This window comes from Gilliamella sp. B3482, from assembly GCF_026536805.1.
Lineage (GTDB): Bacteria > Pseudomonadota > Gammaproteobacteria > Enterobacterales > Orbaceae > Gilliamella > Gilliamella apicola_E.
Window position 1 is genome coordinate 41,557 of sequence record NZ_JAFNNL010000008.1, and the last position, 25,967, is coordinate 67,523.

The following is a 25,967-nucleotide window of genomic DNA, read 5'->3' on the forward strand; positions in this document are numbered from 1 at the left end:
AATGCATATTCATATTCTTGGGATTTGTGGCACATTTATGGGCGGTATTGCATTAATAGCTCGTTCATTAGGTCACAAAGTAACAGGATCAGATAAAAATGTTTACCCACCAATGAGTACGCTGTTACAAAAAGAGCATATTGATATTATTGAAGGAGACGATCCATCACAATTAATACCAACTCCTGATCTAGTTATCATTGGCAATGCCCTATCAAGAGGAAATCCTTGTGTTGAATACATTTTGGACAATAACATTCCTTACGTCTCTGCACCACAATGGTTACATGATAATGTACTAAAAGACCGTTGGGTTATTGCTGTAGCAGGTACACACGGTAAAACAACAACGGCTGGAATGGTTAACTGGATTTTAGAAAAACAAGGCTACAAACAAGGTTTTGTTATTGGTGGTGTTCCGGGTAATTTTGAAGTATCAGCAAGATTAGGTGAAGGCAACTTTTTTGTTATTGAAGCGGATGAGTATGACTGTTCATTCTTTGATAAGCGCTCTAAATTCATGCATTATTGTCCAAAAACACTGATTATGAATAATTTAGAGTTCGATCATGCAGATATTTTTGATGATCTTAGTTCTATCCAGAAACAGTTCCATCATCTAGTTCGTTTAGTACCAAGTAAAGGATTGATTATTTCTCCTCAAGAAGATGTCAATTTAAAACAAGTATTAGCAAAAGGTTGTTGGAGTAAACAATCTTTTACCGAATCTGAAGACGGTTGGTTAGCGAAAAAGATTGCTAATGATGCCAGCCAGTTTGATGTTTATTACAACAACAAAAAGATGGGTACAGTTAACTATTCTTTAGTTGGTGAACACAATATGCATAATGCCTTAATGGCAATTGCCGCTGCACACAATGTTGGTATAGATCCAGCAGATGCTTGTTTAGCGTTAGGATCATTTTTAAATGCTAAAAGACGCTTGGAGCTATATGGTGAGGTCAATAACTTTGAAATTTATGATGATTTTGCTCATCATCCAACGGCAATTTTAGCAACATTAGAAGCATTACGCAGCAAAATTGGTGCAAATCGACGAATTTTAGCAGTATTAGAGCCTCGTTCTAACACAATGAAGTTAGGGATTTCAAAAGATGAACTTGCTCCATCATTAGGTCGCGCTGATGAAATATATATGTTCCAACCAGAACAACTACCTTGGTTAGTTGCTGATGTAGTCGATGCCTGTATCCAACCGGCTTATTGGACAGCTGATATTGACTTATTAGTTGAAATGATAACAAAATCAGCCAAACCAACCGATGCCATTTTGATTATGAGTAATGGTGGTTTTAGTGGAATTCATAACAAGATTTTAGAAAGCTTAAAAAAACAACAATTAAGAAAACAATTAGATGCATAACGATTAATCGCACTAAATAATTAATTTTCCTAAATGCATCTGCATATTAAAAGATGCAAAAAAGATTGTTGTAATACTTAGATATGCCACTCTTATTTATAATCACATAATAGTGGCATCGAGCAATAGTGGTAATGTTTTAACAGTGACTCGTTAAGACTTATAACTTAACATTTATCACTCACTAAATTAACGCCGGTGAGTGATTACTTACATTGTACAGCTGAAGTCTCAAATAATTAGCTTTTCATCATTAACTACAGTGAACAGTAATTGCTAACCCACCGCGCGAAGTCTCTCGGTATTTTGCATTCATATCCTTTCCGGTTTCGTACATAGTTTCAATCACCTTATCAAGCGAAACGATAGCTGCAGTAGTGCGCCTTAATGCCATGCGTGTCGCATTAATTGCTTTAACTGCAGCAATCGCATTACGTTCAATACAAGGAACTTGTACTTGACCATCAACAGGATCACAGGTTAAACCTAAATTATGTTCCATACCAATTTCGGCTGCCATACAAACTTGCTGAGGATTACCCCCCAACAATTCAGCCAGACCAGCAGCCGCCATTGAACAAGCAACACCGACCTCACCCTGACAACCAACTTCAGCACCTGAAATAGATGCATTTTTTTGATAAAGTAAACCAATGGCTCCACAAGTTAAAAAATAGCGAATAAAAATATCGGGCGAGACCGGATCGATAAACTTATCATAATAGGCAAGAACGGCTGGTATTATGCCGCAAGCGCCATTGGTAGGAGCCGTCACTACCCTTCCCCCTGCGGCATTTTCTTCACTGACTGCTAACGCAAACATATTTATCCAATCAATAATAATCATTGGATCATTATTATTTTTGCTAGTCAATAATTGGCGATAAAGTGCATTTGCTCGACGAGGAACCTTAAGCGCACCAGGTAATAATCCTTCAGTATTCATGCCGCGTTTAATACAATCAAGCATTGTTTGTCCAACTAAAGAAAAATAATTTACAACATCTTCATAACTATGCAGTTGTAACTCATTTTTTAACACAATACTCGATACCGACAACGAATTATCATCACAATGCTTCAATAATTGCGCTGCTGTTGAAAAAGGATAAGGCACATCAACAGAATTCTGTTCTTGTTGTCCAAACTGCTCCTCTTCAACAATTTTTCCTCCACCCACTGAATAATAGGTTTTCTGGACGATGAGTTCATTATCATGATAAGCGCTTAACGTCATACCATTTTCATGTAATGGTAAAAAAGTTGAATGAAAAATAATGCTTTCGTTAGAAAAATCGATTTGGTATTTACCATTATATATCGGTAATTTACCACATTGGTTCATGGTTTGAATAAAATGGGGAATTTGGTCAATATTAACGGTATCAGGCTTTTCGCCAGATAATCCAAGAATAATTGCAACATCAGTATGATGCCCCTTGCCGGTCAGTGATAAAGAACCATAAACATCTGCCACAATTTTTGTCACTAATGGCATTTGCCCATTATCAATCAGTTGATCAATAAACGCCTTACCCGCTCGCATTGGACCAACTGTATGTGAACTAGAAGGACCTATACCAATTTTAAATATCTCAAAAACTGAACCCATTTTATCCCTTTTATAATCTTTGACATGCACGTAGTTATGAATAAAAAATGACTTATATAGTGCTATATTATGGTGATAAGTATTAGCTAATCAAGCTAATAATTGAGATTAAATTTTTATCCTTAAATAAATTAAAAAAAATTGAGGAGCGGGGTTTTTGACACCTAATTTTGGTTTAAAAACATGTCAAAATGATTATATAGAATCATAGTAACAATTTTATAATACCCGTTATTTTAATCCATAACAGAGTCGTAGTAACAAATGAACCCTGTATCTATATGTTCAATTTTTAATGTTCCCCCTGTATAAAGCTCCGTTTGAAAATAGCTTGGTTTTTCTATCAAAGTCACCTTACCATAGAGTTCATTATCCAAGAACATGTATCCTTCGTTGTTAATGTAAAAACCATCATCCGGTTCGATTAATCCACCACACGGGCAATCATCACTGCTTACTAAAGCATCATCTTTAGTTTTGCAAGTATCAAAGTGCCAACCGACATTTGAAATTTCATCATAACTCATATCCATTAAATGGTATTTGGCGATTTTGAATGGATAGTAAAGTAGAATCATGCAGAACAAAATAAGAGCAATACGAGATAAAAATTTCAAAAATATTCAACCTTATTATTTTTCTAATCTTATAATTATCTAAATTTACTTTATATTTTTACTCATAACAACAATAACCAATAAAATTACTTTAGTGTTACGTTAGGTACTGCTAAACTAGCTCACATTTTAGTATATTATTAGTACATTATTTTTTTCAGGATAAATTTATGCGAACCAGTAAATATCTTCTATCTACATTAAAAGAGACACCCGCTGATGCTGAAGTGATAAGCCATCAATTAATGTTACGTGCTGGCATGATCCGTAAAGTTGCCGCAGGATTATATACTTGGCTACCTACTGGCTATCGTGTACTTAAAAAAGTTGAAAATATTGTTCGGGAAGAGATGAACAAAGCAGGGGCAATTGAAGTGTTAATGCCAGTTGTGCAACCTGCTGATATTTGGCAAGAGAGTGGTCGTTGGGAACAATATGGTCCAGAGCTATTACGTATCAAAGACCGTGGTGACCGTGATTTTGTATTAGGCCCAACCCATGAGGAAGTGATCACTGACTTACTTCGTAATGAAGTCAGTTCCTATAAACAATTACCGCTTAATGTTTATCAAATTCAAACCAAATTCCGCGACGAAGTCCGTCCACGATTTGGGGTAATGCGTTCGCGTGAATTCATTATGAAGGATGCTTATTCGTTTCATACTTCACAAGAATCTTTACAAGAAACCTATGATGATATGTATAAGGCTTACAGTGCGGTATTTACTCGTGCTGGCTTAAATTTTAGAGCTGTGCGTGCTGATACGGGTTCTATTGGTGGCAACTGGTCGCATGAGTTCCAAGTATTAGCCGATAGTGGTGAAGATGATATTGTCTTTTCAACTGAATCTGATTACGCTGCTAATATTGAGATGGCACAAGCATTAGCACCAACGCAAAGCCGATCAGCACCAACTAAGGCAATGGAACTGGTTGATACTCCTGATGCCAAAACAATTGATGAATTAGTTGCACAATTCAATTTACCGATTGAAAAAACAGTTAAAACACTCATGGTCAAGGCGACTAAAGAGAGTAGGCACCAACTTGTAGCTTTATTAGTTCGTGGTGATCACACGTTGAATGAAATTAAAGCGGAAAAAATTGATATTGTGGCATCACCGCTTGAATTTGCAACTGAAGAAGAAATTCGCGCGGTAGTGAATGCAGGACCTGGCTCTTTAGGACCAGTAAACCTTAATATGCCAATCATCATTGACCGTGATGTGGCAGTAATGAGTGATTTTAGTGCTGGCGCCAACATTGATCATAAACATTATTTCAATATCAATTGGGAAAGAGATGTCGCTTTACCTCGCATTGAAGATATTCGTAATGTGGTTGAAGGCGATATTAGCCCAGATGGTAAAGGGACATTACAAATTAAACGTGGTATTGAAGTTGGGCATATTTTCCAACTTGGTACTAAGTATTCAGAAGCAATGAAAGCAACTGTCCAAGGTGAAGATGGACAAAACCATGTGATGATCATGGGCTGTTATGGCATTGGGGTTAGCCGAATTGTTGCAGCTGCAATTGAACAATGCCATGACGATCGAGGGATTATTTGGCCAGAAGCGATTGCACCATTTAGTGTTGTCATTATTCCAATGAATATGCATAAATCAGAAAAAGTACAAGCCACTGCTGAAAAACTTTATGCCGATCTCCAAGCTCTGGGTATTGAAGTATTATTTGATGATCGTAAAGAGCGTCCTGGTGTTATGTTTGCAGATGCCGAACTTATTGGTATTCCTCATACTATCGTTATTGGTGAACGTAACCTTGATAATGGTGAAGTGGAATACAAACATCGTGCGGGTGGCAATAAAGAATTAATTAAAGTTGATGATATCGTTGAATTTATTAAAAAACGTCAACAATAAACTTAAGAATTAGATTTTAATATTGGAGCACAAATGGCCTGTAATAAAATATCCAAAATAACTAATATTTTCTTATTGTGTTACTTGTGCTTTATCATTAGTGGTTGCCAATCTAATATCAATTCTTTACATCTCCCCGATAATTTTTATCAAGTTTCTAATGATGTCTATCGCTCTGAGCAACCAAGTGTAGTGCAGATAGCGCAGCTTGATAAACTTGGCTTTAAAACCATTATAAATTTACGGCTATTTCACAGCGATCGAGAGTTAGTCGAAAATGCACAGATATCAGAAGTTTGGATTCGAATGCGGGCAGGTGATATTACTGATGAGAAAATGATCCAAGTAATGAAAGCGATTCATACCTCTCCTAAACCGATATTAATCCATTGTTGGCAAGGCAGTGATCGTACCGGCGTCACTATTGCTATGTACCGTTTGGTTTTTGAGAATTGGACTAAATCTCAAGCAATTAATGAGTTAATGCAAACTGAATTTGGTCATCACTACAATGTTTATCCTAACATACGAAAATACATTGAAAACGTTGATGTAGAATATATTCGCCATGCTGTATTTGAATAATTTCATTATTTAATTTAATAAACTAAATAGTCTTTATCAAATAAATAGCTCAATTTGATAAAAAATTCAAAGTGATATTGTCTTTTTTTTAAGCTAAAATGTTTCATAATCAAATTTTTTTATGAGTCATAAATATGTTAAAAAAAGCAATCGCATTGGTACTATCAACATCACTATTCTTACAAAATACACCTATTGTTTATGCAGCAGATAATATAACACTACCTGAGATGGGAACCGCAGCTGCAACCACATTAAGCATCGGGCAAGAAAAAGAGATGGGTGATTATTATGTGCGATTGTTACGAGGCAGTGCTCCTATAGCCAATGACCCTGTCTTAAATCAATATATTAATAATTTAGGGAAAAAATTAGTTTCTAAATCTGAATCAGTTCAAACCCCTTTCCATTTTTATATAATGAAAAGTAATGTGCTAAATGCCTTTGCTTTTTTTGGCGGTAATGTTGTCATTCATTCAAGAATAATTATGGATACTGATAATGAAAGCCAATTAGCTTCGGTTATGGCTCACGAAATTGGGCATGTTACTCAACGCCATTTAGCTCGCGCTATGGAGGCTCAAAATAAAAATAGTCCTTATGTTTGGGGAGGAGCCTTAGGTTCATTACTATTAACATTAGCTAATCCAGAAGCGGGTATGGCGGCAATGACAACCACCATGGCAAGTTCGACACAGAGTATGATTAGTTTTACTCAATCAAATGAACAAGAAGCCGATAGAGTTGGGCTTAGAACCATAGCGAAAGCCGGATTTGATCCTCATGCATCTTCTGAATTTTTACAAAAACTGGCTGATCAAAGTCGCTTCAGTAGTAAACCGCCTGAAATTTTAATGACTCACCCATTACCGAATAGCCGTTTATCGGATATGCGCAATCGCTCTTTGCAATATTCTAAAAAAAATGTACCTTCCTCATTAAGTTATTATTTAGCTAAGGCCCGAATAGCAATACTTATGGGAAATAATAATACCGCTAAACTATTACTTGATAATTATCGCAAATTGAATACCGATCAGGGTAAAAAGGCGCTAACCTATGCCGTCGCACTAAGTAATTACAAAAGTAAAAATCTTGTTCAAGCAAAAATTCAATTGCAACCGTTATTAGATAATGATCCAGATAATATTTGGTATATTGATTTAATGACAGATATCAATTTAGAAAGTAATAATAATAAAGAAGCCATAGCTCGTTTACAATCTGCCTTAAAACGATCACCGGATAATGCTGTATTACAATTAAATCTTGCTAATGCTTATATAAAAGACGGCCAATATCAGCAAGCGGTGAGTTTATTACATCGTTATACATTTGATCACAATGATGATACTAATGGTTGGGATTTACTGGTTACCGCTTATGGGGGAATAAAATCGAGAGCTCAAGAAATGAGTGCAAGGGCAGAATCAATCGCGCTTGAAGGACGTTTCCCTGAAGCAATTCAATTATTAACCAATGCTAGAGCTCAAGCTAAAGGTAATCAAACATTAATTTCAAAAATTGACGCAAGAATTAATCAATTGAAACAATTACAAAAACGTTACGCTGCTTATAGCAGAAGGTAGTCTGAATATTACTCGGCTAATAACTTAATTAGCCGAGTATACATGACAGAATTAACGGTAATTAATTATTTAAATGATCGACATTATTATAAAACTTAACTGAAAATTCCCCCTCAGGCTTATCATCAGTTTGCTTATAGTTAACTACACTTATACTGGTATTTAACACTCGTGGGAAATAATCTTCATCACGATGTCTACGCCAATCTCCACCATTTAAAACACAAAGTAATATTCTTAAAACCGTACCATGTGATACAACTAAAATATTACCTTGATCTTGCGGTGCATTTTTTACGATAACATTTAAAGCTTCTTTCATACGAGAAAGTATATCAAGGTAGTTTTCACCTTGGTTAATAGATGAGTCAAAGTTTTCAGGATCGGTTAAATAAGTCGTGAATTCAGGTATTTCTTTTTTTAATGAAGGAACATGTTTGCCTTCCCAAAGACCAAAATCCATTTCTCTTAGATTATCAAGTTCAAAAGTCGGAATGACATTGTCATTTTCATGAATGATATAATCTCGAGTCTCTTTAGCCCGTTGTTGTGGGCTTGAGTAGGCTTGTATAAAAGGTATATTTTTCAGATGCTTTCCAGTGATTTGAGCGCCTAAAACACCATTTTCTGTCAAAGGCGAATTTTTCGATCCTTGCATTTGATCTTTAATATTCCATTCGGTTTGACCATGTCTAATTAAATATAAATTAAGATCTTTCATTATTGTTGATTACCTTCTCATTTAAATCATTGTTGATATTTATCATTTCTAATCTGGATTAAACAGTTTTGCAATATATTATCCATCGGGGCATGTAATTGCATTTCTAGTAAAGTTTTCGGATGAATAAATTTCACATTGGCTGCATGTAAAAATAATCGGTTAAGTTTGCTTTTAGCTAATAATTCATCAAATTGGCTATCTCCGTAACGATCATCAAATGCTATTGGATGATTAACATATTGAGTGTGTACACGAATTTGATGCGTTCGTCCAGTTACTGGGCTAGCTTTAATTAAGGTTGCAAAACCAAAGCGTTCTTCCACTTTGAATCGTGTTTCAGATGGCTTACCTTCTGCATTTACTTTAACCACGCGTTCACCACTTTTGAGTACATTTTTTAATAGTGGTGCTTGTACAACTTTACATTCAGAAGGCCAGTTACCTTTCACTAAAGCTAAATAATTTTTTTGCATCTGTTTTAAACGAAGTTGTTCATGTAATGCTTTTAGTGCAGAACGTTTCTTAGCAATAAGTAAAACACCAGATGTTTCACGATCGATACGATGTACTAATTCTAAAAATTTGGCTTCAGGTCTTAATGCTCTTAATCCTTCAATAACGCCAAAACTTAAGCCACTTCCACCATGTACGGCAATGCCAGATGGTTTATTAATCGCAAGAATCACATCATCTTCATAAATAATTGATTTTTCTAAATCAGCAACTTTATTCAGTTTTTTTGAAATTTCAGGAACTGTTTTTTCTGAAAAACGAATAGGTGGAATTCGAACTTCATCACCAACAGCTAATTTATATTCTGGCTTAATCCGCTTTTTGTTGACACGCACTTCCCCTTTTCTAAGTATGCGATAAATCATACTTTTAGGCACACCCTTAAGGTATGTTATTAAAAAGTTGTCAATTCGTTGTGTCACATTTTCTTCAGTGATTGTGACAAATGAGACTTGTAATTTTGTTTGTTGAACGTTTGAGTCCATAAGAAAAGATTAATCCACCCTTAATAAATAAAAGTCGTTTTACATTACTTAAAAATAAACTACACTAATGGTAATAAGAATAAGATTGGTTAATTTTAATAACCTTAATATAAAATGATTATAGCGGAATATGGAGGAATAAAATAGTATGTTGTATTTACTCAACCAATACTCTCGAGGAAGATTTGCTTGGTTTTTATTGTTTCTTTCCACCGCTATTTTTGAATTGACCGCTCTCTATTTTCAACATGGTTTAGGCCTAGCTCCTTGTACTTTATGTATTTATCAGCGATGTGCAATTTACGGTATTATGTTTGGCAGCATCGTTGGACTTATCAACCCCAAAAAATTAATATTTAGACTAGCTGGCATATTAATCTGGCTATTTAGCGCTTTTAAGGGGTTTGAATTAGCAACTTTTCATGCCCATTTGCAGTTCGAACCGGATTTAAGTGATACCTGTGCAATTAATGTCCAATTCCCTTCTTGGTTACCATTAAATGAATGGTTACCAGGCATGTTTAATGCTTATGGTTCTTGTTCAGAAAAAATCTGGTCGTTATTAACTATTGAAATGTCGCAATGGATGATAATCATTTTTGCTTGCTATCTTTTTGTTAGTTTAATCATACTATTTTGCCAATTGTTTTCAGCTAATAAAAAGTCAATCTGGAGTAAATAAGTTTATTTCAACTGGCACTTTTTACCGAGTTTGTTAGAATGTGTGACAATTTAATTTGACAATTATCACACTAAATGCTTTTGGAATATCATCCCCCCATTGATCCTTGGTTAACTATTTTATATCAAGATGATCATATTGTTGTGGTTAACAAACAACCTGGTATTTTGTCGGTTTCAGGAAATAAACCACAATTTATAGATAGTATTATTCATCGTTTACAACAAAAATATAGTTATGTTGAATCAGTCCATCGTCTAGATATGGCTACGAGTGGCATTATGGTTGCTGCTTTATCTAAATTAGCAGATAGAGAAATTAAAAAGCAGTTTAGAGAGCGTATACCTAAAAAAACATATATTGCTGTGGTCCACGGTCACCTTAAGGATGATGCAGGCCAAGTCGAACTCCCATTAATTTGTGATTGGCCTAATCGCCCAAGACAGATGGTAGATCATGAAAATGGCAAATATGCATTAACACATTATCAAGTTATTTCACGCAATAATGATAATACAACTCGGGTGGCATTGTTTCCATTTACAGGGCGCTCTCATCAATTAAGAGTGCATATGCAAGCTATAGGGCATCCTATTTTAGGCGATAAATTTTATGCTCATCCTGAAGCATTTTCAATGTCAAAAAGGTTATTGTTACATGCTCAACATCTAACAATAAATCATCCTAAAACCGGTGAAACTCTGACATTCCGTTGTGAACCTGATTTTTAAAATTTAAGCGTACATCTACTTGCTATACTTGATTAACTAATTACGATATAAAACTAATATCATGGAGTCATTAAATGCAGAAAATTGTTTTAGCCACTAATAACCAAGGAAAGGTCAATGAATTACAAACGCTTTTAGCCGATGCTGGATTTGATGTTATAGCCCAAAATACCTTCAATGTTCCTGATATAGAAGAAACCGGTCTAACATTTATTGAAAATGCCATCTTAAAAGCAAGACATACCGCAAAAGTGACTCAACTACCGGCGATAGCAGATGATTCAGGTTTAGTTGTTCAAGCACTAAACGGGCAACCTGGTATCTATTCTGCTCGTTATGCGGGAGAACATGGTAATGACAAAAGCAATAATGAAAAGCTATTACTTGAATTAAAAGATGTGCCTAAAGAAAAAAGGACAGCATACTTTTATTGTGCACTCGCTTTTATGCGACACGAAAATGATCCTACACCAATCATCTGTTTAGGGAAATGGAATGGATTAATTATGAATGAACCTCATGGAAGTGGTGGTTTCGGTTATGATCCATTATTCTATATTCCTGAGCTTAATTGCAGTGCAGCAGAGTTAACTAAAGAACATAAAAGTCAGATTTCTCATCGTGGACAGGCTTTAAAACAGTTAATAGCTAAAATAAAAACAGATTATTAGAGAGTTTATTTAGCTTATTGTTTCTTTTCATGAATTGCACATGTTGAACTAAACAGTATATACTAGTGCACCAATTATTTTGGAGTCGATATTGTGATATTGTTGATAGTAAGTGGCCGTTCTGGTTCAGGAAAATCAATTGCATTACGCGCATTAGAAGATATGGGTTTTTATTGTGTTGATAATATTCCCGTCGCATTATTACCGCAACTTGCAGAATCATTAAAAGATAACAATACACCTGTTGCGGTTAGTATCGATATTCGCAATTTACCAGCTAACTTTAATTTTGATCATGATATTTTTCAGCGATTACCATCCTCCGTTACTCCTGAAATAATCTTTTTTGATTGTAGTCGTAATACTCTGATCCGACGTTATAGCGAAACAAGACGAATACATCCACTAACCAATCAAAAATACTCTTTAGAAGAAGCCATTGATCTTGAAGAGAAGTATTTAGAGCCTTTAAAATCACACGCAAGTTTAGTTATTAATACTGATAATCTTTCAGTTCATGAGTTATCTAATATTCTTCGTTCACGGATTTTAGGAAAAAAAGAGCGGGAATTAACCATGATTTTTGAATCATTTGGCTTTAAACATGGTTTACCTGTCGATGCTGATTTCGTGTTTGATGTAAGATTTTTACCTAACCCGCATTGGGATATATCATTACGTCCATTAACTGGCTTAGATGAGCCTGTTAAAAATTTCTTACTAAAACATGATGAAGTTACTAATTTCATTTATCAAACAGCCAATTATTTACAACAGTGGTTACCAATGTTAGAAAAAAATAATCGTAGCTATTTAACGATAGCCATCGGTTGTACAGGCGGGCAACACCGTTCTGTTTTTATTGCAGAACAATTAGCCGAGTTTTTTAAAGCGCAAAATAAACAAGTGCAAATTCGTCATCGAACACTTGAAAAAAAATAATTACTACTACTCTGAAAGTTCAAAATTTGGTAACTCCTCAAATCGTTTTTTATATTTTTCAAAAATATCTTTCAGAGTTAGCTTAGGTTTAGCCGGTTTAATTAATTCACTGACTTTAACTAATTCGATATTGTCAGGCAAATTAGCTAATTTTGCTCTTAAAACATTAACGGTTCGAGGATGTGGATGGCCAATGGCGATAGCATAACCATTTTTTTGCGCAATTTTAACTGCCAGATCAAACTGCTGACTAATAGCACTTTCTATCTGCTGATCATCTAAAAATACATCACGCCCAATTACAGTTATATTATAATCAGTTGCGGCATTTTTTACTTGAGTTTTACCTATCGTTTTACTATCCAAAAAAAACATTGAGTGATGACTTAACGCTTTCATAACATTGTGCATACCATTGAAATTTGATGTCATCAAACTGCCCATATGATTATTTACACCAATTGCATATGGAACTAGGGATACTGCATCATCAACAATTCTTTTTACTTCTGCTTCATCCATATAAGGAAATAGAGTATCTTTTTCTAGAGGTTGTTTCCCCATAGGAGCCATAGGTAAGTGAATAATCACATCATTACCATGTTGATGAGCAAAGGTTGCGATATGTTTGGCATTTGGTGAATGTGGTAAAACAGCAATTGTAATGTTGGGTGAAAATAAAATAATCTGTTCTTCATTATGTTGACGATAACCAAAATCATCAATCACTAACGCTAGTTTCGCAGCATATGCACTATTTACATTTAATAATAATATCCCTATATGTAATATACGTTTAATCATTTTAACCAACCACTAGGATCTAATGCTTTACCATCTCGGCGAATTTCAAAATAAAGCCCAGGAGTATTTTGACCTCCGCTTGAACCAACAATTGCAATCGGCTGATCTGTCCTAACATTATCACCGACTTCTACTAAAACACGTTGGTTATAGCCATATAAACTCATATCGCCTTTACCGTGCTCAAGCGCAACCACAAAACCATAACCTTGCAGCCAGCTGGCTAGGATAACTCGACCATCAGTAATTGCTTTGACTTGTGTGCCATCTTTGGCATTTATCACCATTCCCTTCCAACGAAGTTCACCTTGCAAAGCCTCACCAAATCGATGAGCAATACTACCATTTACAGGCCAAAGAAATTGATTCTGTGGTTTACCAATACCACTAACTCGAGCCATTAATGCACGTTCATCCGCGTTAGGTGTATAATTTGTGTTCTTTTGTTTTTCTTGGATATTTTTGGCTTGTCTTGCTTCTTCTTCCGCAATTCGACGGTTTTCTCTTTCTGCTTGAGCAATCTTAGCCTGTAATTTCGCTTCATTATCTTTAAGTTGAGCTAATTTTTGTTGATTTTTTTGCATTGATGATTCAAGAGAATTGATAGTTTTTTGGCGTTTTTGGTGATTTTTTTCTAAGGCTATTTGCTCTTGTTTTTGCTTGTTATGTAGTGTTTTTTGAGTGGCTTGCTTTTTTTGCAAAGCATTTTTCTTTTCATTGAGTTGTAATTGCGTTTCACGAAGCTTATTTATTTGTTGTTGTCTTGCTTCATTAATATAACGAAAATAAGTAATAAGGCGTTCATTACGCTCACTTTGTTCGCTAGCAAAGATCAACTTAAAATTGCTATTTTTTCCTAATTTAAATGCGCTTTCTAGCTGTTTGGATAACTCATCTCGTTGTTGATTTTGTTTAATGGTTAATTCATCAATTTGCTTGATTAAATAAGTAATTTCCCCATCTAATTTTTTTAGCGTAAGACCATTTTTTTCAATCGATGTAAGTAAATTAGCAATTTCAGTTTCTTGGTTTTTAAGATCATTGACCAATTGAGTCCGTTCTTTTGTTTGTTCTGCTAGGCGCTTTTCATGCTCTTTAATTGAACGACGCAATGATTCTAATTGTTGATTATCATCAGCATACACAAAATGTGTATTCATTAATCCAATAAATAAAATAATCAATAGATTACGATAAATAGACATGGCCTTTTTATTTATGATTTATTACCAAGCAATAAAGATAACTTTACTATACCTACAAATGTGTAAAGATGCAAAATGAAAACTATATTATGTAACTTAATTAATAAAAGTAATTAGGCATTTCACAAGCACTAATAAAAAGTATAAAATGTAGCACTATTTAATTTGTAGTAAAAATTAATTTAACCACAAAGATAACATCATGCAAAAGTTTAATGTCAAAACCTTTCAGGGTTTAATACTTACGTTACAAGATTATTGGGCTAATCAAGGTTGTACAGTGATTCAGCCATTAGATATGGAAGTCGGCGCAGGGACTTCTCATCCAATGACCTGTTTAAGAGCACTTGGTCCTGAACCGATTAATGCTGCTTACGTTCAACCTTCTCGTCGCCCTACTGATGGTCGTTATGGTGAAAATCCTAATAGGTTACAACATTATTACCAATTCCAAGTTATCTTAAAACCATCACCAGATAATATCCAGGAACTTTACTTAGGATCACTAAAAGAGCTTGGTCTTGATCCAACTGTTAACGATATCCGTTTTGTAGAAGACAATTGGGAAAATCCAACATTAGGTGCATGGGGATTAGGTTGGGAAGTTTGGTTAAACGGTATGGAAGTGACCCAATTTACCTATTTCCAACAAGTTGGTGGTCTTGAGTGTAAACCGGTGACTGGCGAGATTACTTATGGTTTAGAACGCCTTGCTATGTATATTCAAGGCGTAGATAGCGTTTATGATTTAATCTGGAGTGATGGCGCATTTGGTAAAACCACTTATGGTGATGTTTTTCACCAAAACGAAGTTGAACAATCCACTTATAATTTCGAGTACGCTAATATTGATTTCTTATTTTATTGTTTTGAACAACATGAAAAAGAAGCAAAAATGTTACTTGAATTAGAAAAACCTCTACCGCTACCCGCTTATGAACGTATTTTAAAAGCAGCTCACTGCTTCAATTTACTTGATGCCCGCAAAGCTATTTCAGTAACTGAGCGACAACGTTACATATTGCGTATCAGAACATTAACAAAAATGGTTGCTGAAGCATATTACGCTTCTCGTGAAGCACTTGGATTTCCAATGTGCCAAAATAAACGTTCTAACCAAAATGCATCAAAGTAGGAATTGATATATTATGCAAAAAACATTTCTAGTAGAAATCGGTACTGAAGAGTTACCACCGAAATCACTCCGCACTTTGGCTGAAAGCTTTGCAGCTAATTTTATTGAACAACTTGATAATGCTAACTTAGAACATGGTGAGGTACTTTGGTTTGCATCGCCGCGCCGTTTAGCTTTAAAAGTATTGAATTTAAATGACACTCAACCAGATAGCCAAGTTGTTAAACGCGGTCCTGCGGTAAGTGCCGCATTTGATGCAAATGGTAAACCAACAAAAGCAGCAGAAGGCTGGGCTAGAGGATGTGGCATCGATATCTCTCAAGCAGAGCGCATTCAAACAGATAAAGGCGAATGGTTATCTTATACTCATAATCAAAAAGGACAGCCTGTTGTTAATTTATTATGTGATATGGTTAAAAATGCATTAAATAAATTACCTATTCCTAAACCTATGCGCTGGGCAGCTCGCCAAGTTGAATTTATCAGACCAAGCCATACTGTAACTATGCTATATGGTGATCAACTCGTACCGGGCGTCATTTTAGACATTCAATCAGATCGTATTATTCGCGGACACCGCTTTATGGGTGAACAAGAATTTACCATTGATAATGCTGACCAATATCCTGAAATCCTTGAACAACGAGGCAAAGTTATTGCTGACTATAACAAGCGAAAATCAATCATTAAGCAGCAAGCTCAAGAAGCTGCTGAAAAACTTAATGGTAAAGCAGATTTAACTGAAAGCTTACTTGAGGAAGTTTCATCATTGGTTGAATGGCCTGTAGTATTAACAGCAAAATTTGAAGAAAGATTTTTAGAAGTTCCAGCTGAATCATTGGTATATACGATGAAAGGCGATCAAAAATATTTCCCTGTCTATGATAAACAAGGAAAACTATTACCAAACTTTATTTTCGTTGCCAATATTGAATCGAAAGATCCTCAAGTTGTTATTTCTGGTAATGAAAAAGTAGTTCGTCCACGCTTAGCTGATGCCGAATTTTTTTATAGAACAGACTTAAAACAACGTTTGGAAGATCGCCTTCCTCGCCTTGAGACGGTTTTATTTCAACAACAACTTGGTACAGTTAAAGATAAAGCACTTCGTATTGAGGCCTTATCTGGATTCATCGCTGAAAAAATTGGTGCTAACACTGAACAAGCCAAACGTGCAGGGAAATTAACTAAATGTGATTTAGTTACTAACACGGTGTTTGAATTTCCTGAAACACAAGGCATCATAGGTCGATATATAGCGATTAAAGATGGTGAAAGTATTGAAGTCGCTACCGCTATTGAAGAACAATATAAACCTCGTTTTTCAGGCGATGAACTACCAAGTACTCCTGTGTCTAGTGCGGTATCTATTGCCGAAAAAATGGATACATTAGCTGGTATTTTTGGTATTGGTCAACATCCTAAAGGTGATAAAGATCCATTTGCACTTCGCCGTGCAGCTATTGGTGTATTACGTATTATTGTTGAAAAAAGCTTACCTCTTGATTTAGTTGAGCTAGCAAGTTTTGCCACATCTTTATATGGAAATAAATTAACCAACAACAATGTTGTTATAGATATTGTTAATTTTATGCAAGGTCGATTCCGAGCATGGTATCAAGAAAAAGGATTTGCGATAGATACCATTCAGGCTGTCTTGGCAATTAATTCAACCAAGCCTGCAGATTTTGATACCCGCGTTAATGCGGTAACACATTTTAGAACGTTACCTGAAGCTTCTTCATTAGCAGAAGCAAATAAACGTGTATCAAATATTTTGTCTAAAACTGAAAATGCTATCCCTGAAAATATTAACGCTTCACTTCTTGAAACGGGTGCAGAAAGCGAATTAGCTATGCAAATAGCAATATTGACAGATAAGTTAGCACCTTACTTTACTGAAGGTCGATATCAAGATGCCTTAATTGAATTAGCATCACTTAAAGCACCTATTGATACTTTTTTTGAGAAAGTAATGGTAATGGTTGATGACGAAAAAATTAAACTAAACCGATTGGCTCTTTTGAAAAAATTACAAAATTTATTTTTAAAGGTTGCCGATATTTCTATACTACAATCATAACTTTTGAATTAAATATAAAGACCGTGGTAATACTAGTATTACCACCCATAAGGAAAAACGATGGACTCACAAAACAATTTATCATTTTTAGTTACTTTTGAAAAAACAGTTAACTTTATTCGCAATAGATTCCCACTAATCGCAATCGCAAGCGTAGTGCTTGCATTAGCTAGTTCATTATTATCGTATCTTATTTTTGATCCAGCTGCTCTTGTAGCTAGCATGGTCTATTACTCAAATCCAGCTCAAGTTCTTGGTGCATTATTTGGAAGATTATTGCTTTTAACAATTGTCTTCATCTTTATTGGTGCCGTGGCAATTGGTATTATTTATAATTTAACTGCTAGTGACAAATTAGATACGAAATTAGTGTCACAACGCATATTACCTGCTTTTCTAAATCTTGCAGGATTTACCGCTATTTATTTTATTATATTTATTATAGCAGGAATTTTGCTTTCTTTAATTATGTGGATTATCGGAATGATATTACCCCAAAAGTTAGTTGTATTATTAACTATATTGATAGGTTTTGCTATATATCTTATCATAAGCATCATTGTGAATTACTTTTGTGCTTCATTAATAGTTCCAGATTCAATAGGATTTTTTCAAAGATTTGCTGGAAGCCATAAATTAGCTGTAACAAAATGGAAAGCACCTTTACTAATGGTATTAATTTCTTTTGGGATTACTATCGTTCTAGGGCTTATTAATTATTTATTGGGTAATAATATTATTGTAGCGACTATTACTTCAATAGTATCTATGTTTATTAGTTTCTTTGTATATAGCTTCTTCTATCGCTTATACAACGTATCTAATAATGTTGAATTACCGAAACTAGATGATAATAATCAAAACAATCAACAAATCATCTCTTAATTTTTTTATGTAGTATAGTTTAGTTTAATCCTAAAAATCCCTATTAATGGCAATTAATAGGGATCATCATTCTCACTTATAATAATTCTTACTATTATGACGCCAGCCATTAGATTGCTCAAAAAGCATAAAATTAAATTTAATATCCATCAATATCAACATGACGCACAACAAACCCATTATGGACAAGAAGCTGCGGATAAACTTGGATTAGAACTAAATGTTGTTTCAGGTCAGATATTTAAAACACTGATTGTATGCATAAATGGGGACAATAAATCATTAGCAGTCTGTGTATTACCGGTTGATTGTACATTGGATCTTAAACAAGCCGCTAAAATTCTTGATTGCAAAAAAGTAGCATTAGCTGACCCGAATCTAGCACAAAAAACAACAGGTTATTTAGTCGGTGGGATAAGTCCTCTCGGGCAAAAAAAGCTATTACCTACACTTATTGATGATAGTGCTAAACAATATGCAACGATGATGGTATCAGGGGGTAAAAGAGGATTAGAAATCGAAATATCACCGCAAGATTTAGCTGATCAATTAAATGCTAAATTTGCTAAATTAACGGTTTAGATAATAAGTAAAATCGTTTCTAAAAACTCAAGAAAAAATAGATTAAAAAGTTGGAGTTAAAAATAAAGCCATAACGATTAGTTATGGCCTTAAAAAATTCTCTAATAGAAAGCAATAAAATTATTTGATTGCTTCTTTTAAGCTTTTACCAGAAACAAATGCTGGTACTTTGCTTGCTGCAATTTTGATTTCTTTACCAGTTTTTGGGTTACGACCAGTACGAGCTTTACGAGCATTAACTTTAAATGTACCGAAACCAACTAATTGAACTGGCTCACCAGATTTTAATGATTCAGTGATTGAAGCTAAAGTTGCTTCTAAAGCAGTTTTTGCTGCAACTTTAGTAATATTAGCTTTGCTAGCAATAGCATCTACAAGTTCTGTTTTATTCATGGAATATCCTTACATATTTATTTTATTGTTAAAGTTAACATTAATAAACAAAGTTAAAACCCAACTTTGCTTCTGTAAACTTGATTTAGATTACATTGTTGTTAAATGTAGTCTATATTTGCCTAATGTTAAAGAAAAATTTAATAAAAATTAAAAAAATCACGCTTTAACCGATTTAATTGCTCAAAAAAACACCAATATTGCTAGTTTCTGCAGACCGAATGTCCATTTTCAAGCCTTTAATCAAGTCTAACATTTCATTATTTTCATCACTCAATAAGCGAAAAATTTCCCACTGCAAATCAAATTCATCAATTACACTAGGCAAAGTTACTTGTTCATCTTCTGAAAGTTCAATATTATCTTTTGTCATTTCAAATTCAGCTACAGTAGTTGCGGAAATAGAGCTAACTTTGGCTGAGTGTTCATCCATCTCACCACTTATATAAGAGTGTAGAATTTCACTAAGAGCCTGACAAGCATCAATAGCAGGGTAAACCATATATGGGCTATCTTCCTTAATGACTGGAATTAACGATTCAAGTTTCTCAAGTTGTAAATCAAAATTAATTTTCACATTCTCAATCAATAGTGATTCCCAAATAAGATCTAGAATTTTTTTATATCCTATTGCTGATTGTTCATCTTGTTGTAAATTGCAATAATAAATAAAATTTGGATACATTCGTTCGCATAGACAAACCATAAATAAACGCTGCTTCCAAACTGGCAATTTTGCTATTCTTAATTGAATAGGATTTTTAATCATGAATGAAACCTTTTTGACCGTGTGTGTACTGATTCAACTAAATATTGTACATGCTCAATGGGAATATCTTGGTGAATACCATGTCCTAAATTAAAGACATGACCATTATAATAGCCAAATTCACATAGAACTGACTCAACGTTAGACTCAATCGTTTCCTTATTGGCATACAATATAGAAGGATCTAAATTACCTTGTATGGCAATCTTACCTTTTTGTTCTATCTGATTCAAATCCACTGTCCAATCAACACCGATGGCATCAGCCCTTGATTTAGAAATCGTATCGAGCCATAAACCGCCACCTTTTGTAAATAGCGTCACAGGAACATAAGAAGTGATATTCTGGCTTTTCTTACCCCTTTTTAGTTGAGATAAGATAAGTTCCATATAATGCAAAGAAAACGCTCGATAACTTTCATGGCTAAGCACCCCGCCCCAAGTATCAAATATCATAATCGATTGGGCGCCAGCTTCAATTTGAGCATTTAAATACAATATTACACTGTTAGCTAATTTTTCTAGCAGCAAATGTAATGCTTTAGGTTCACAATAAAGCATCTTTTTTATTTTAGTAAAGGTTTTACTACTACCGCCTTCAACCATATAAGTTGCCAAAGTCCATGGACTACCAGAAAAGCCAATTAATGGAACTTTGCCACCTAACTCTTTTTTCGTTAACCCAATAGCATCCATTACATATTTGAGAGATTGTCCTGGATCAGGTATAGGCAATTGTGCAATATCATCTAAACAAGAAATCGTTTTTTTAAATTTAGGCCCTTCGCCTGTTTCAAAATATAAACCAAGTCCCATTGCATCGGGAATGGTTAAAATATCTGAAAAAATAATGGCAGCATCAAGATCAAATCGCCGAATGGGTTGTAAAGTTGCTTCACAGGCAAGTTCTGGTGTTTGGCACATCGTCATAAAATCACCAGCTTTAGCCCTAAGCTGCCGATATTCAGGTAAGTATCGACCGGCTTGGCGCATCATCCAAATTGGCGTGTAATCCACAGGTAAACATTGTAATGCACGTAAATAACGATCGTTTTTCAATTGGCTCATCTTTTTAGCTCTATAAATTATGAGATAGGGTAAATGGGACAGTTCTACATTTAGCTCAAAATAGCTAATTTGACAATTATTTCCGATCTTGAGGCTGCGACAATATACGTTGAGCGTAACAAATCAATGTTTCAGAAATATTTTGCATCACGCTACTTTCTGGAGCAAAGCGATGCCAATACAGCATACGTCTTTGAAATAAGCCTTCCGTTAAATTAACCAATTCACCATTTTTTAACTCTTGTTCAACTTGTAACATTGGTATCATACAACATGCAGAACCTTGTTTAGCCAATTGGACAAAAGCTTCAGATGAACTAGTAATATGGCAAATAACACTACCTGGTGTAAGACTAAAATTTTCTTGCAAAAAGGCTTGGTGCATATCATCCAAATGGTCAAATGCCACTGCAGGCGCTTTTAAAAGCGATGAACGAGTAACACCATTAGGAAAGTATTTTTTAGCAAACTCGGGAGAAGCAACAAAAATATAATCCAATGCACCTAATAAATCAGATAAACATCCCGGTAAAGGATTGGGTTGAATGCTAATTGCAGCAACGACAGTACCTAAGCGTAGAAGTTCTAACGTATGCTCTTCATCTTTGACTTGAATATCAAAGCGTAAAATATTTTTATCTAAAACTGGTTTTAAAGCGGGTAAAAACCAAGTTGCTAAAGAGTCAGCATTAATTGCAATTGATAATGACAATGGCGTAGTATTTTGCTCATTGTCACCTAACCATTGTTGTTCTAATAATTCAACTTGATGCAATAATCCTAAAAGATGTTCACCTTGTTTAGTCGCTTTTGGAGGAATCGTTCTTACTAATAGTTGCTGACCAAAAAAGCTTTCTAATTGCTTAATGCGTTGCGATACTGCTGGTTGCGTAATACACAATTTGTCAGCTGCTCGTTCAAATCCTCGTTCTTTTATCACTGCATCTAATGCTTGTAATGCTCTATAATCTGGACGCTTCATAATCTCTTTACTAATGATTTGATCTTCGCTTGGTCATTCAAGCTATTTTAATTTTGCAAAAAATTTGAAATAGATCTAAAACCTTATAGATTTTCTTAAAATACTAATGATTTTTGCTTCCCAATTGGGTACTATGCCATATCTTAAACAATTTTGCTTTTAAAATTTTAATTTTTTGATCAAAATTATATTTACACACGGTGATATCATGACACAAGATGAACTAAAAAAAGCAGTAGGTTGGTCAGCCCTTAAATTTGTTAAACCAGATTCATTAGTAGGCGTAGGCACAGGTTCTACTGCGGCTCACTTTATTGATGCTCTTGCAACAATAAAAGATCAGATAAAAGGAACTGTCTCTAGTTCAGAAGCGTCAACCCAAAAATTAAAAAGCTATGGTATTCCAGTTTTAGACTGTAATGACGTTGATAGCTTAGATATTTATGTCGATGGAGCAGATGAAATTAATCATAATATGCAAATGATTAAAGGCGGAGGAGCCGCGTTAACACGTGAAAAAATAGTATCGGCTCTGGCAAAACAATTTATCTGTATCGTTGATGAGTCAAAAGTGGTCGACGTTCTCGGGAAATTTCCACTTCCAGTAGAAGTCATTCCGATGGCCCGCTCTTATGTTGCTCGAGAATTATTCAAACTTGGCGGCAAACCTATCTATCGTCAAGGAGTGGTTACTGACAATGGCAATGTTATTTTAGATGTTCACGACCTTGTAATTGCAAAACCAATGGAATTAGAAGATAGGATTAATAGTATCGCCGGTGTAGTCACAGTAGGGTTATTCGCTAATAAAGGCGCTGATATCGCTTTGGTAGGCACGAGTTCTGGTGTGAAAGAAATAAAAAAATAATAAATTACTTTTTTAATTAATAACTTTGCATGACAAATTGTTTTAAATATTAAAGATAGAGAGGAAGAAATGGTTGTTCAAGCGTTAACCAAAGATGAAAACAAGTTTCTATTACTTGAAGGTGTCCACCCTAGCGCGATTGAAACACTTAAATCGGCAGGCTTTAACAACATTGAATATCATAAAGGTGCGCTATCCAAATCCGAACTTGAAGCGGCAATTAAAGATGCAAGATTTATTGGTATTCGCTCAAGAACACATTTAACAAAAGATATAATCGATGCAGCCCCAAAACTTGCAGGAATTGGTTGTTTCTGTATTGGAACCAATCAAGTTGAACTTGATGCAGCAACCGTTAAAGGAATTCCTGTTTTCAATGCACCGTTTTCTAATACGCGTTCTGTTGCAGAGCTAGTATTGGCTGAAGCGATTTTATTACTTCGCCGAGTACCTGAAGCTAATGCCAAAGCTCACCAGGGGAAATGGAATAAATTAGCCACAGGTTCTCATGAAGCGCGTGGTAAAAATTTAGGTATCATTGGTTATGGCCATATCGGTAGTCAATTAAGCGTATTGGCTGAATCATTAGGCATGAATGTTTATTTTTATGATATCGAAACTAAATTACCATTAGGCAATGCCAAACAAATTTCATCCATGAAAGAATTACTTGCCATGAGTGATATTGTAAGTATGCATGTTCCAGAAAACTCAACCACAATTAAAATGATTGGCAAATCAGAAATCGACATGATGAAATCAGGCTCTATATTGATTAATGCCTCTCGCGGTAGTGTGATTGATATTGAAGCCTTAACTCAAGCGTTGGAAAACAATAAACTTAGTGGAGCAGCTATTGACGTTTTCCCTAGTGAACCGGCAACTAATAGCGATCCATTCGAATCACCACTGTGTAAATTTGATAATGTCATTATTACCCCACATATCGGCGGTTCAACTACTGAAGCTCAAGAAAATATCGGTATTGAAGTTGCAACCAAGTTGGCAAAATATTCTGATACAGGCGCAACACTTTCAGCGGTTAACTTCCCTGAAGCATCATTACCGATTCCGGCAAAAGGATCTAGTCGATTTATTAATATTCATCACAATCAACCCGGCGTGTTGACTGCAATAAATACGCTATTTGCAGAACAAGGTCTAAACATTTCAGCTCAGTATTTACAGACTGATTCTAAAATTGGTTATGTTGTGATTGATATTGATAGAGTAGAACAAAATAAAGCAGAAGAGTTATTAGTTAAACTAAAAAATGTCGCTGGTACAATTCGAGCAAGATTATTGTTCTAATCCACTTTGCTAAGGCGTTCGGGCAATTATTTCCATGTCCGAACGCATAATATTAGGTTTAGAAATTATTCAAGTGTTTCAGATAGATCGTTAATATCAAACCAATTTTAATAAAATTACCACTATTATTAACGTCAAAAACCCCGTTCCTCAACTTTTTTTATATTTTAATGTCTTTTTACTTATCTAAAGGTTTTACTTTTATAACTTTAATACCTTTTTGAATTAATGCGTCGTAATATTTATCATCTAAATTATTGTCTGTAATAATCGTATCAACTGATTCTATATCACAAACGACATTTGGGCTACGTCGCCCAAATTTGGTTGAGTCAACGAGTAAAATCAATTTTGCAGCGGCTTTACTCATCGCCACACTACCATGATAGCTTTCGTTGAATGTTGTCACACCACCAACTACATCAACACCATCAGCACCCATAAATAATTTATCAAAAGTATAAGATTCAAAGGCCGCAATTGCTGATGCATGATTACTATGGAAGGAAGCTGATTTTCGGCGAAAAGTGCCACCTGTTAAAATAATGGTTTGATCGTTATCATTAGCTACCAGTTCATTAACCATATGTAAACTATTGGTCATAATAGTTAAATTATTAAACTGGGCTAACATTGGAATCATCTGTGCGACAGTACTGCCTGCATCGAAAATAATTGAATCACCTTCATGGATCAATTTAGCGGCTTCTTGAGCAATCGCTTTTTTAGCAGCAGTATTAATGTAGGTTTTATGATCAATAGCTCTGTCACCGATTTCTCGATTTAGCATTGCTCCACCATAAGTCCTTAAAACTAATCCACTCTCATTAAGTTGAGTAAGATCTTTCCTTATAGTGGTTCCAGTAGTCCGAAAATGTGCGACTAATTCATCTACACTAACCTGTCCATGATTTTGTAAATATTCTAAAATTGCGGTTTGCCTTTGTTTAACTTTCATGCCAAGATTCCATTATTTTCACAGTAAATAAGATCATTTACTTTGCAAGATAGTATACTTCAATATAAAAGAAAATACTTTTCAAAATAAAAGTTAAATACTATTTATTGCTCGCGGTTAACGCAACTGATAATGCACTTCGCGAAGCAGGATCATTTGGGTAAATCGTTTCAGGTATAATCTCTTTTGCATTAAGTCCATGTAATTGAGGAATAGCTTTAGGTAATGCAAATACTGTAATGCCCTTCATTTTTACTGAATCAATTACATTTTGGTTTTCATCTAATGAGATAGCAATTAAGACTCTTGGCTTAAACCATTTAGTTTGACTACGACCAACCCCCAAATATCGCCCTTTTTTCATCGCTAAAAAGGTTTGATTAAATCGGCGAATTTGCAACCAACTAAATATGATTTGGACACACCAAGCCATAAGCGCAAAAATAATTAAAGTTGTCGTCATGTTCATGGCTATCTCCATTAATAATTTAGGCTAAATAAAAA

At 34.8% G+C, this 25,967-nt stretch carries 26 protein-coding genes; 14 read left to right on the forward strand and 12 right to left on the reverse strand.

Going from position 1 to position 25,967, the window contains the following annotated elements:
* Window position 1: 1 nt before the first annotated feature.
* A complete protein-coding gene (gene mpl / locus J3U18_RS11145) occupies window positions 2–1,384 on the forward strand; it encodes a UDP-N-acetylmuramate:L-alanyl-gamma-D-glutamyl-meso-diaminopimelate ligase (protein WP_267354114.1) in 1,383 nt (460 codons plus the stop codon).
* A 253-nt stretch (window positions 1,385–1,637) separates the two neighbouring features.
* Here mpl and J3U18_RS11150 read toward each other — a convergent pair whose 3' ends face one another.
* On the reverse strand, window positions 1,638–2,996 hold the full coding sequence (locus J3U18_RS11150) for an L-serine ammonia-lyase (RefSeq protein ID WP_267354116.1): 1,359 nt from the start codon (window positions 2,994–2,996) through the stop codon (window positions 1,638–1,640).
* 236 nt (window positions 2,997–3,232) lie between these two features.
* The gene (locus J3U18_RS11155; RefSeq protein ID WP_267354118.1) at window positions 3,233–3,613 is read right to left on the reverse strand and encodes a hypothetical protein; all 381 of its coding nucleotides are present in this window, start codon (window positions 3,611–3,613) and stop codon (window positions 3,233–3,235) included.
* Between the two features lie 170 nt (window positions 3,614–3,783).
* On the opposite strand from J3U18_RS11155, the gene proS reads away from it, so the two are divergent.
* The 3 genes from proS to J3U18_RS11170 all read left to right on the forward strand — a co-directional run bounded on the left by proS (window position 3,784) and on the right by J3U18_RS11170 (window position 7,673).
* On the forward strand, window positions 3,784–5,499 hold the full coding sequence (gene proS / locus J3U18_RS11160; RefSeq protein ID WP_267354120.1) for a proline--tRNA ligase: 1,716 nt from the start codon (window positions 3,784–3,786) through the stop codon (window positions 5,497–5,499).
* 33 nt (window positions 5,500–5,532) lie between these two features.
* Window positions 5,533–6,084, forward strand: coding sequence for a tyrosine-protein phosphatase (locus J3U18_RS11165; RefSeq protein ID WP_267354122.1), 552 nt, complete (start codon window positions 5,533–5,535; stop codon window positions 6,082–6,084).
* A 134-nt stretch (window positions 6,085–6,218) separates the two neighbouring features.
* Entirely contained in the window at window positions 6,219–7,673 is a 1,455-nt protein-coding gene (locus J3U18_RS11170; protein WP_065562019.1) for a M48 family metalloprotease, read from the forward strand.
* 61 nt (window positions 7,674–7,734) lie between these two features.
* Here the strand turns inward: J3U18_RS11170 and J3U18_RS11175 are convergent, their stop codons facing one another.
* Together J3U18_RS11175 and rluC are read right to left on the reverse strand one after the other, a co-directional pair.
* Window positions 7,735–8,394 carry a histidine phosphatase family protein gene (locus J3U18_RS11175; RefSeq protein WP_267330950.1) on the reverse strand — a complete coding sequence of 220 codons (660 nt, stop codon included), beginning with the start codon at window positions 8,392–8,394 and terminating at the stop codon, window positions 7,735–7,737.
* A 26-nt stretch (window positions 8,395–8,420) separates the two neighbouring features.
* On the reverse strand, window positions 8,421–9,395 hold the full coding sequence (rluC, locus tag J3U18_RS11180; protein WP_267354124.1) for a 23S rRNA pseudouridine(955/2504/2580) synthase RluC: 975 nt from the start codon (window positions 9,393–9,395) through the stop codon (window positions 8,421–8,423).
* A gap of 148 nt (window positions 9,396–9,543) precedes the next feature.
* On the opposite strand from rluC, the gene dsbB reads away from it, so the two are divergent.
* The 4 genes from dsbB (at window position 9,544) to rapZ (ending at window position 12,421) form a co-directional block, all read left to right on the forward strand.
* Window positions 9,544–10,077 carry a disulfide bond formation protein DsbB gene (dsbB, locus tag J3U18_RS11185; protein ID WP_267354126.1) on the forward strand — a complete coding sequence of 178 codons (534 nt, stop codon included), beginning with the start codon at window positions 9,544–9,546 and terminating at the stop codon, window positions 10,075–10,077.
* 74 nt (window positions 10,078–10,151) lie between these two features.
* A complete protein-coding gene (gene rluA / locus J3U18_RS11190) occupies window positions 10,152–10,808 on the forward strand; it encodes a bifunctional tRNA pseudouridine(32) synthase/23S rRNA pseudouridine(746) synthase RluA (protein ID WP_065562015.1) in 657 nt (218 codons plus the stop codon).
* 74 nt (window positions 10,809–10,882) lie between these two features.
* A complete protein-coding gene (locus J3U18_RS11195) occupies window positions 10,883–11,479 on the forward strand; it encodes an XTP/dITP diphosphatase (protein ID WP_267330948.1) in 597 nt (198 codons plus the stop codon).
* 93 nt (window positions 11,480–11,572) lie between these two features.
* A complete protein-coding gene (gene rapZ / locus J3U18_RS11200) occupies window positions 11,573–12,421 on the forward strand; it encodes an RNase adapter RapZ (protein ID WP_065562013.1) in 849 nt (282 codons plus the stop codon).
* 6 nt (window positions 12,422–12,427) lie between these two features.
* Here rapZ and J3U18_RS11205 read toward each other — a convergent pair whose 3' ends face one another.
* Together J3U18_RS11205 and envC are read right to left on the reverse strand one after the other, a co-directional pair.
* Window positions 12,428–13,225, reverse strand: a complete 798-nt coding sequence (locus J3U18_RS11205; RefSeq protein WP_267354128.1) for a divergent polysaccharide deacetylase family protein — start codon at window positions 13,223–13,225, stop codon at window positions 12,428–12,430.
* Complete coding sequence (gene envC, locus J3U18_RS11210) at window positions 13,222–14,430, reverse strand: murein hydrolase activator EnvC (RefSeq protein WP_267354130.1); 1,209 nt, start codon at window positions 14,428–14,430, stop codon at window positions 13,222–13,224. Before envC ends, J3U18_RS11205 begins: the two co-directional genes overlap by 4 nt.
* A 202-nt stretch (window positions 14,431–14,632) precedes the next feature.
* Between envC and glyQ the strand changes: the two genes are divergently transcribed.
* From glyQ to ybaK, 4 genes are all read left to right on the forward strand, one after another.
* The gene (gene glyQ, locus J3U18_RS11215; RefSeq protein WP_065562010.1) at window positions 14,633–15,565 is read left to right on the forward strand and encodes a glycine--tRNA ligase subunit alpha; all 933 of its coding nucleotides are present in this window, start codon (window positions 14,633–14,635) and stop codon (window positions 15,563–15,565) included.
* 10 nt (window positions 15,566–15,575) lie between these two features.
* On the forward strand, window positions 15,576–17,648 hold the full coding sequence (gene glyS / locus J3U18_RS11220) for a glycine--tRNA ligase subunit beta (RefSeq protein ID WP_416380418.1): 2,073 nt from the start codon (window positions 15,576–15,578) through the stop codon (window positions 17,646–17,648).
* 60 nt (window positions 17,649–17,708) lie between these two features.
* The gene (locus tag J3U18_RS11225; protein WP_065562008.1) at window positions 17,709–18,533 is read left to right on the forward strand and encodes a hypothetical protein; all 825 of its coding nucleotides are present in this window, start codon (window positions 17,709–17,711) and stop codon (window positions 18,531–18,533) included.
* 96 nt (window positions 18,534–18,629) lie between these two features.
* Window positions 18,630–19,115: a Cys-tRNA(Pro) deacylase gene (ybaK, locus tag J3U18_RS11230; RefSeq protein ID WP_065562007.1), complete on the forward strand. Its 486-nt coding sequence runs from the start codon at window positions 18,630–18,632 to the stop codon at window positions 19,113–19,115.
* A 120-nt stretch (window positions 19,116–19,235) separates the two neighbouring features.
* On the opposite strand, the gene J3U18_RS11235 is transcribed toward ybaK, so the two are convergent.
* From J3U18_RS11235 to J3U18_RS11250, 4 genes are all read right to left on the reverse strand, one after another.
* A complete protein-coding gene (locus J3U18_RS11235) occupies window positions 19,236–19,508 on the reverse strand; it encodes an HU family DNA-binding protein (protein WP_065562006.1) in 273 nt (90 codons plus the stop codon).
* A gap of 175 nt (window positions 19,509–19,683) precedes the next feature.
* Entirely contained in the window at window positions 19,684–20,277 is a 594-nt protein-coding gene (locus tag J3U18_RS11240; RefSeq protein WP_267354135.1) for a YjaG family protein, read from the reverse strand.
* The gene (gene hemE, locus J3U18_RS11245; RefSeq protein ID WP_267354137.1) at window positions 20,274–21,344 is read right to left on the reverse strand and encodes a uroporphyrinogen decarboxylase; all 1,071 of its coding nucleotides are present in this window, start codon (window positions 21,342–21,344) and stop codon (window positions 20,274–20,276) included. The genes J3U18_RS11240 and hemE overlap by 4 nt, the downstream gene beginning before the upstream one ends.
* 76 nt (window positions 21,345–21,420) lie before the next feature.
* A complete protein-coding gene (locus J3U18_RS11250) occupies window positions 21,421–22,326 on the reverse strand; it encodes a LysR family transcriptional regulator ArgP (RefSeq protein WP_220225573.1) in 906 nt (301 codons plus the stop codon).
* 208 nt (window positions 22,327–22,534) lie between these two features.
* Between J3U18_RS11250 and rpiA the strand changes: the two genes are divergently transcribed.
* Window positions 22,535–23,194: a ribose-5-phosphate isomerase RpiA gene (rpiA, locus tag J3U18_RS11255; protein ID WP_065562002.1), complete on the forward strand. Its 660-nt coding sequence runs from the start codon at window positions 22,535–22,537 to the stop codon at window positions 23,192–23,194.
* 69 nt (window positions 23,195–23,263) lie between these two features.
* A complete protein-coding gene (gene serA / locus J3U18_RS11260; RefSeq protein ID WP_065562001.1) occupies window positions 23,264–24,505 on the forward strand; it encodes a phosphoglycerate dehydrogenase in 1,242 nt (413 codons plus the stop codon).
* A 178-nt stretch (window positions 24,506–24,683) separates the two neighbouring features.
* Here serA and srlR read toward each other — a convergent pair whose 3' ends face one another.
* Window positions 24,684–25,463, reverse strand: coding sequence for a glucitol operon DNA-binding transcriptional repressor SrlR (gene srlR, locus J3U18_RS11265; protein ID WP_065562000.1), 780 nt, complete (start codon window positions 25,461–25,463; stop codon window positions 24,684–24,686).
* A 100-nt stretch (window positions 25,464–25,563) separates the two neighbouring features.
* Complete coding sequence (locus J3U18_RS11270; protein ID WP_267354139.1) at window positions 25,564–25,932, reverse strand: transcriptional regulator GutM; 369 nt, start codon at window positions 25,930–25,932, stop codon at window positions 25,564–25,566.
* Window positions 25,933–25,967: the final 35 nt, after the last annotated feature.

Coding starts and splice junctions, on each gene's coding strand:
- proS (WP_267354120.1), top strand. CDS start 3,784: ATGCGAACCAGTAAATATCTTCTATCTACATTAAAAGAGACACCCGCT.
- mpl (WP_267354114.1), top strand. CDS start 2: ATGCATATTCATATTCTTGGGATTTGTGGCACATTTATGGGCGGTATT.
- rpiA (WP_065562002.1), top strand. CDS start 22,535: ATGACACAAGATGAACTAAAAAAAGCAGTAGGTTGGTCAGCCCTTAAA.
- J3U18_RS11165 (WP_267354122.1), top strand. CDS start 5,533: ATGGCCTGTAATAAAATATCCAAAATAACTAATATTTTCTTATTGTGT.
- J3U18_RS11235 (WP_065562006.1), bottom strand. CDS start 19,508: ATGAATAAAACAGAACTTGTAGATGCTATTGCTAGCAAAGCTAATATT.
- dsbB (WP_267354126.1), top strand. CDS start 9,544: ATGTTGTATTTACTCAACCAATACTCTCGAGGAAGATTTGCTTGGTTT.
- J3U18_RS11175 (WP_267330950.1), bottom strand. CDS start 8,394: ATGAAAGATCTTAATTTATATTTAATTAGACATGGTCAAACCGAATGG.
- rluC (WP_267354124.1), bottom strand. CDS start 9,395: ATGGACTCAAACGTTCAACAAACAAAATTACAAGTCTCATTTGTCACA.
- J3U18_RS11225 (WP_065562008.1), top strand. CDS start 17,709: ATGGACTCACAAAACAATTTATCATTTTTAGTTACTTTTGAAAAAACA.
- J3U18_RS11240 (WP_267354135.1), bottom strand. CDS start 20,277: ATGATTAAAAATCCTATTCAATTAAGAATAGCAAAATTGCCAGTTTGG.
- serA (WP_065562001.1), top strand. CDS start 23,264: ATGGTTGTTCAAGCGTTAACCAAAGATGAAAACAAGTTTCTATTACTT.
- J3U18_RS11150 (WP_267354116.1), bottom strand. CDS start 2,996: ATGGGTTCAGTTTTTGAGATATTTAAAATTGGTATAGGTCCTTCTAGT.
- glyQ (WP_065562010.1), top strand. CDS start 14,633: ATGCAAAAGTTTAATGTCAAAACCTTTCAGGGTTTAATACTTACGTTA.
- J3U18_RS11205 (WP_267354128.1), bottom strand. CDS start 13,225: ATGATTAAACGTATATTACATATAGGGATATTATTATTAAATGTAAAT.
- J3U18_RS11195 (WP_267330948.1), top strand. CDS start 10,883: ATGCAGAAAATTGTTTTAGCCACTAATAACCAAGGAAAGGTCAATGAA.
- J3U18_RS11270 (WP_267354139.1), bottom strand. CDS start 25,932: ATGAACATGACGACAACTTTAATTATTTTTGCGCTTATGGCTTGGTGT.
- J3U18_RS11170 (WP_065562019.1), top strand. CDS start 6,219: ATGTTAAAAAAAGCAATCGCATTGGTACTATCAACATCACTATTCTTA.
- ybaK (WP_065562007.1), top strand. CDS start 18,630: ATGACGCCAGCCATTAGATTGCTCAAAAAGCATAAAATTAAATTTAAT.
- J3U18_RS11250 (WP_220225573.1), bottom strand. CDS start 22,326: ATGAAGCGTCCAGATTATAGAGCATTACAAGCATTAGATGCAGTGATA.
- hemE (WP_267354137.1), bottom strand. CDS start 21,344: ATGAGCCAATTGAAAAACGATCGTTATTTACGTGCATTACAATGTTTA.
- envC (WP_267354130.1), bottom strand. CDS start 14,430: ATGTCTATTTATCGTAATCTATTGATTATTTTATTTATTGGATTAATG.
- rluA (WP_065562015.1), top strand. CDS start 10,152: ATGCTTTTGGAATATCATCCCCCCATTGATCCTTGGTTAACTATTTTA.
- srlR (WP_065562000.1), bottom strand. CDS start 25,463: ATGAAAGTTAAACAAAGGCAAACCGCAATTTTAGAATATTTACAAAAT.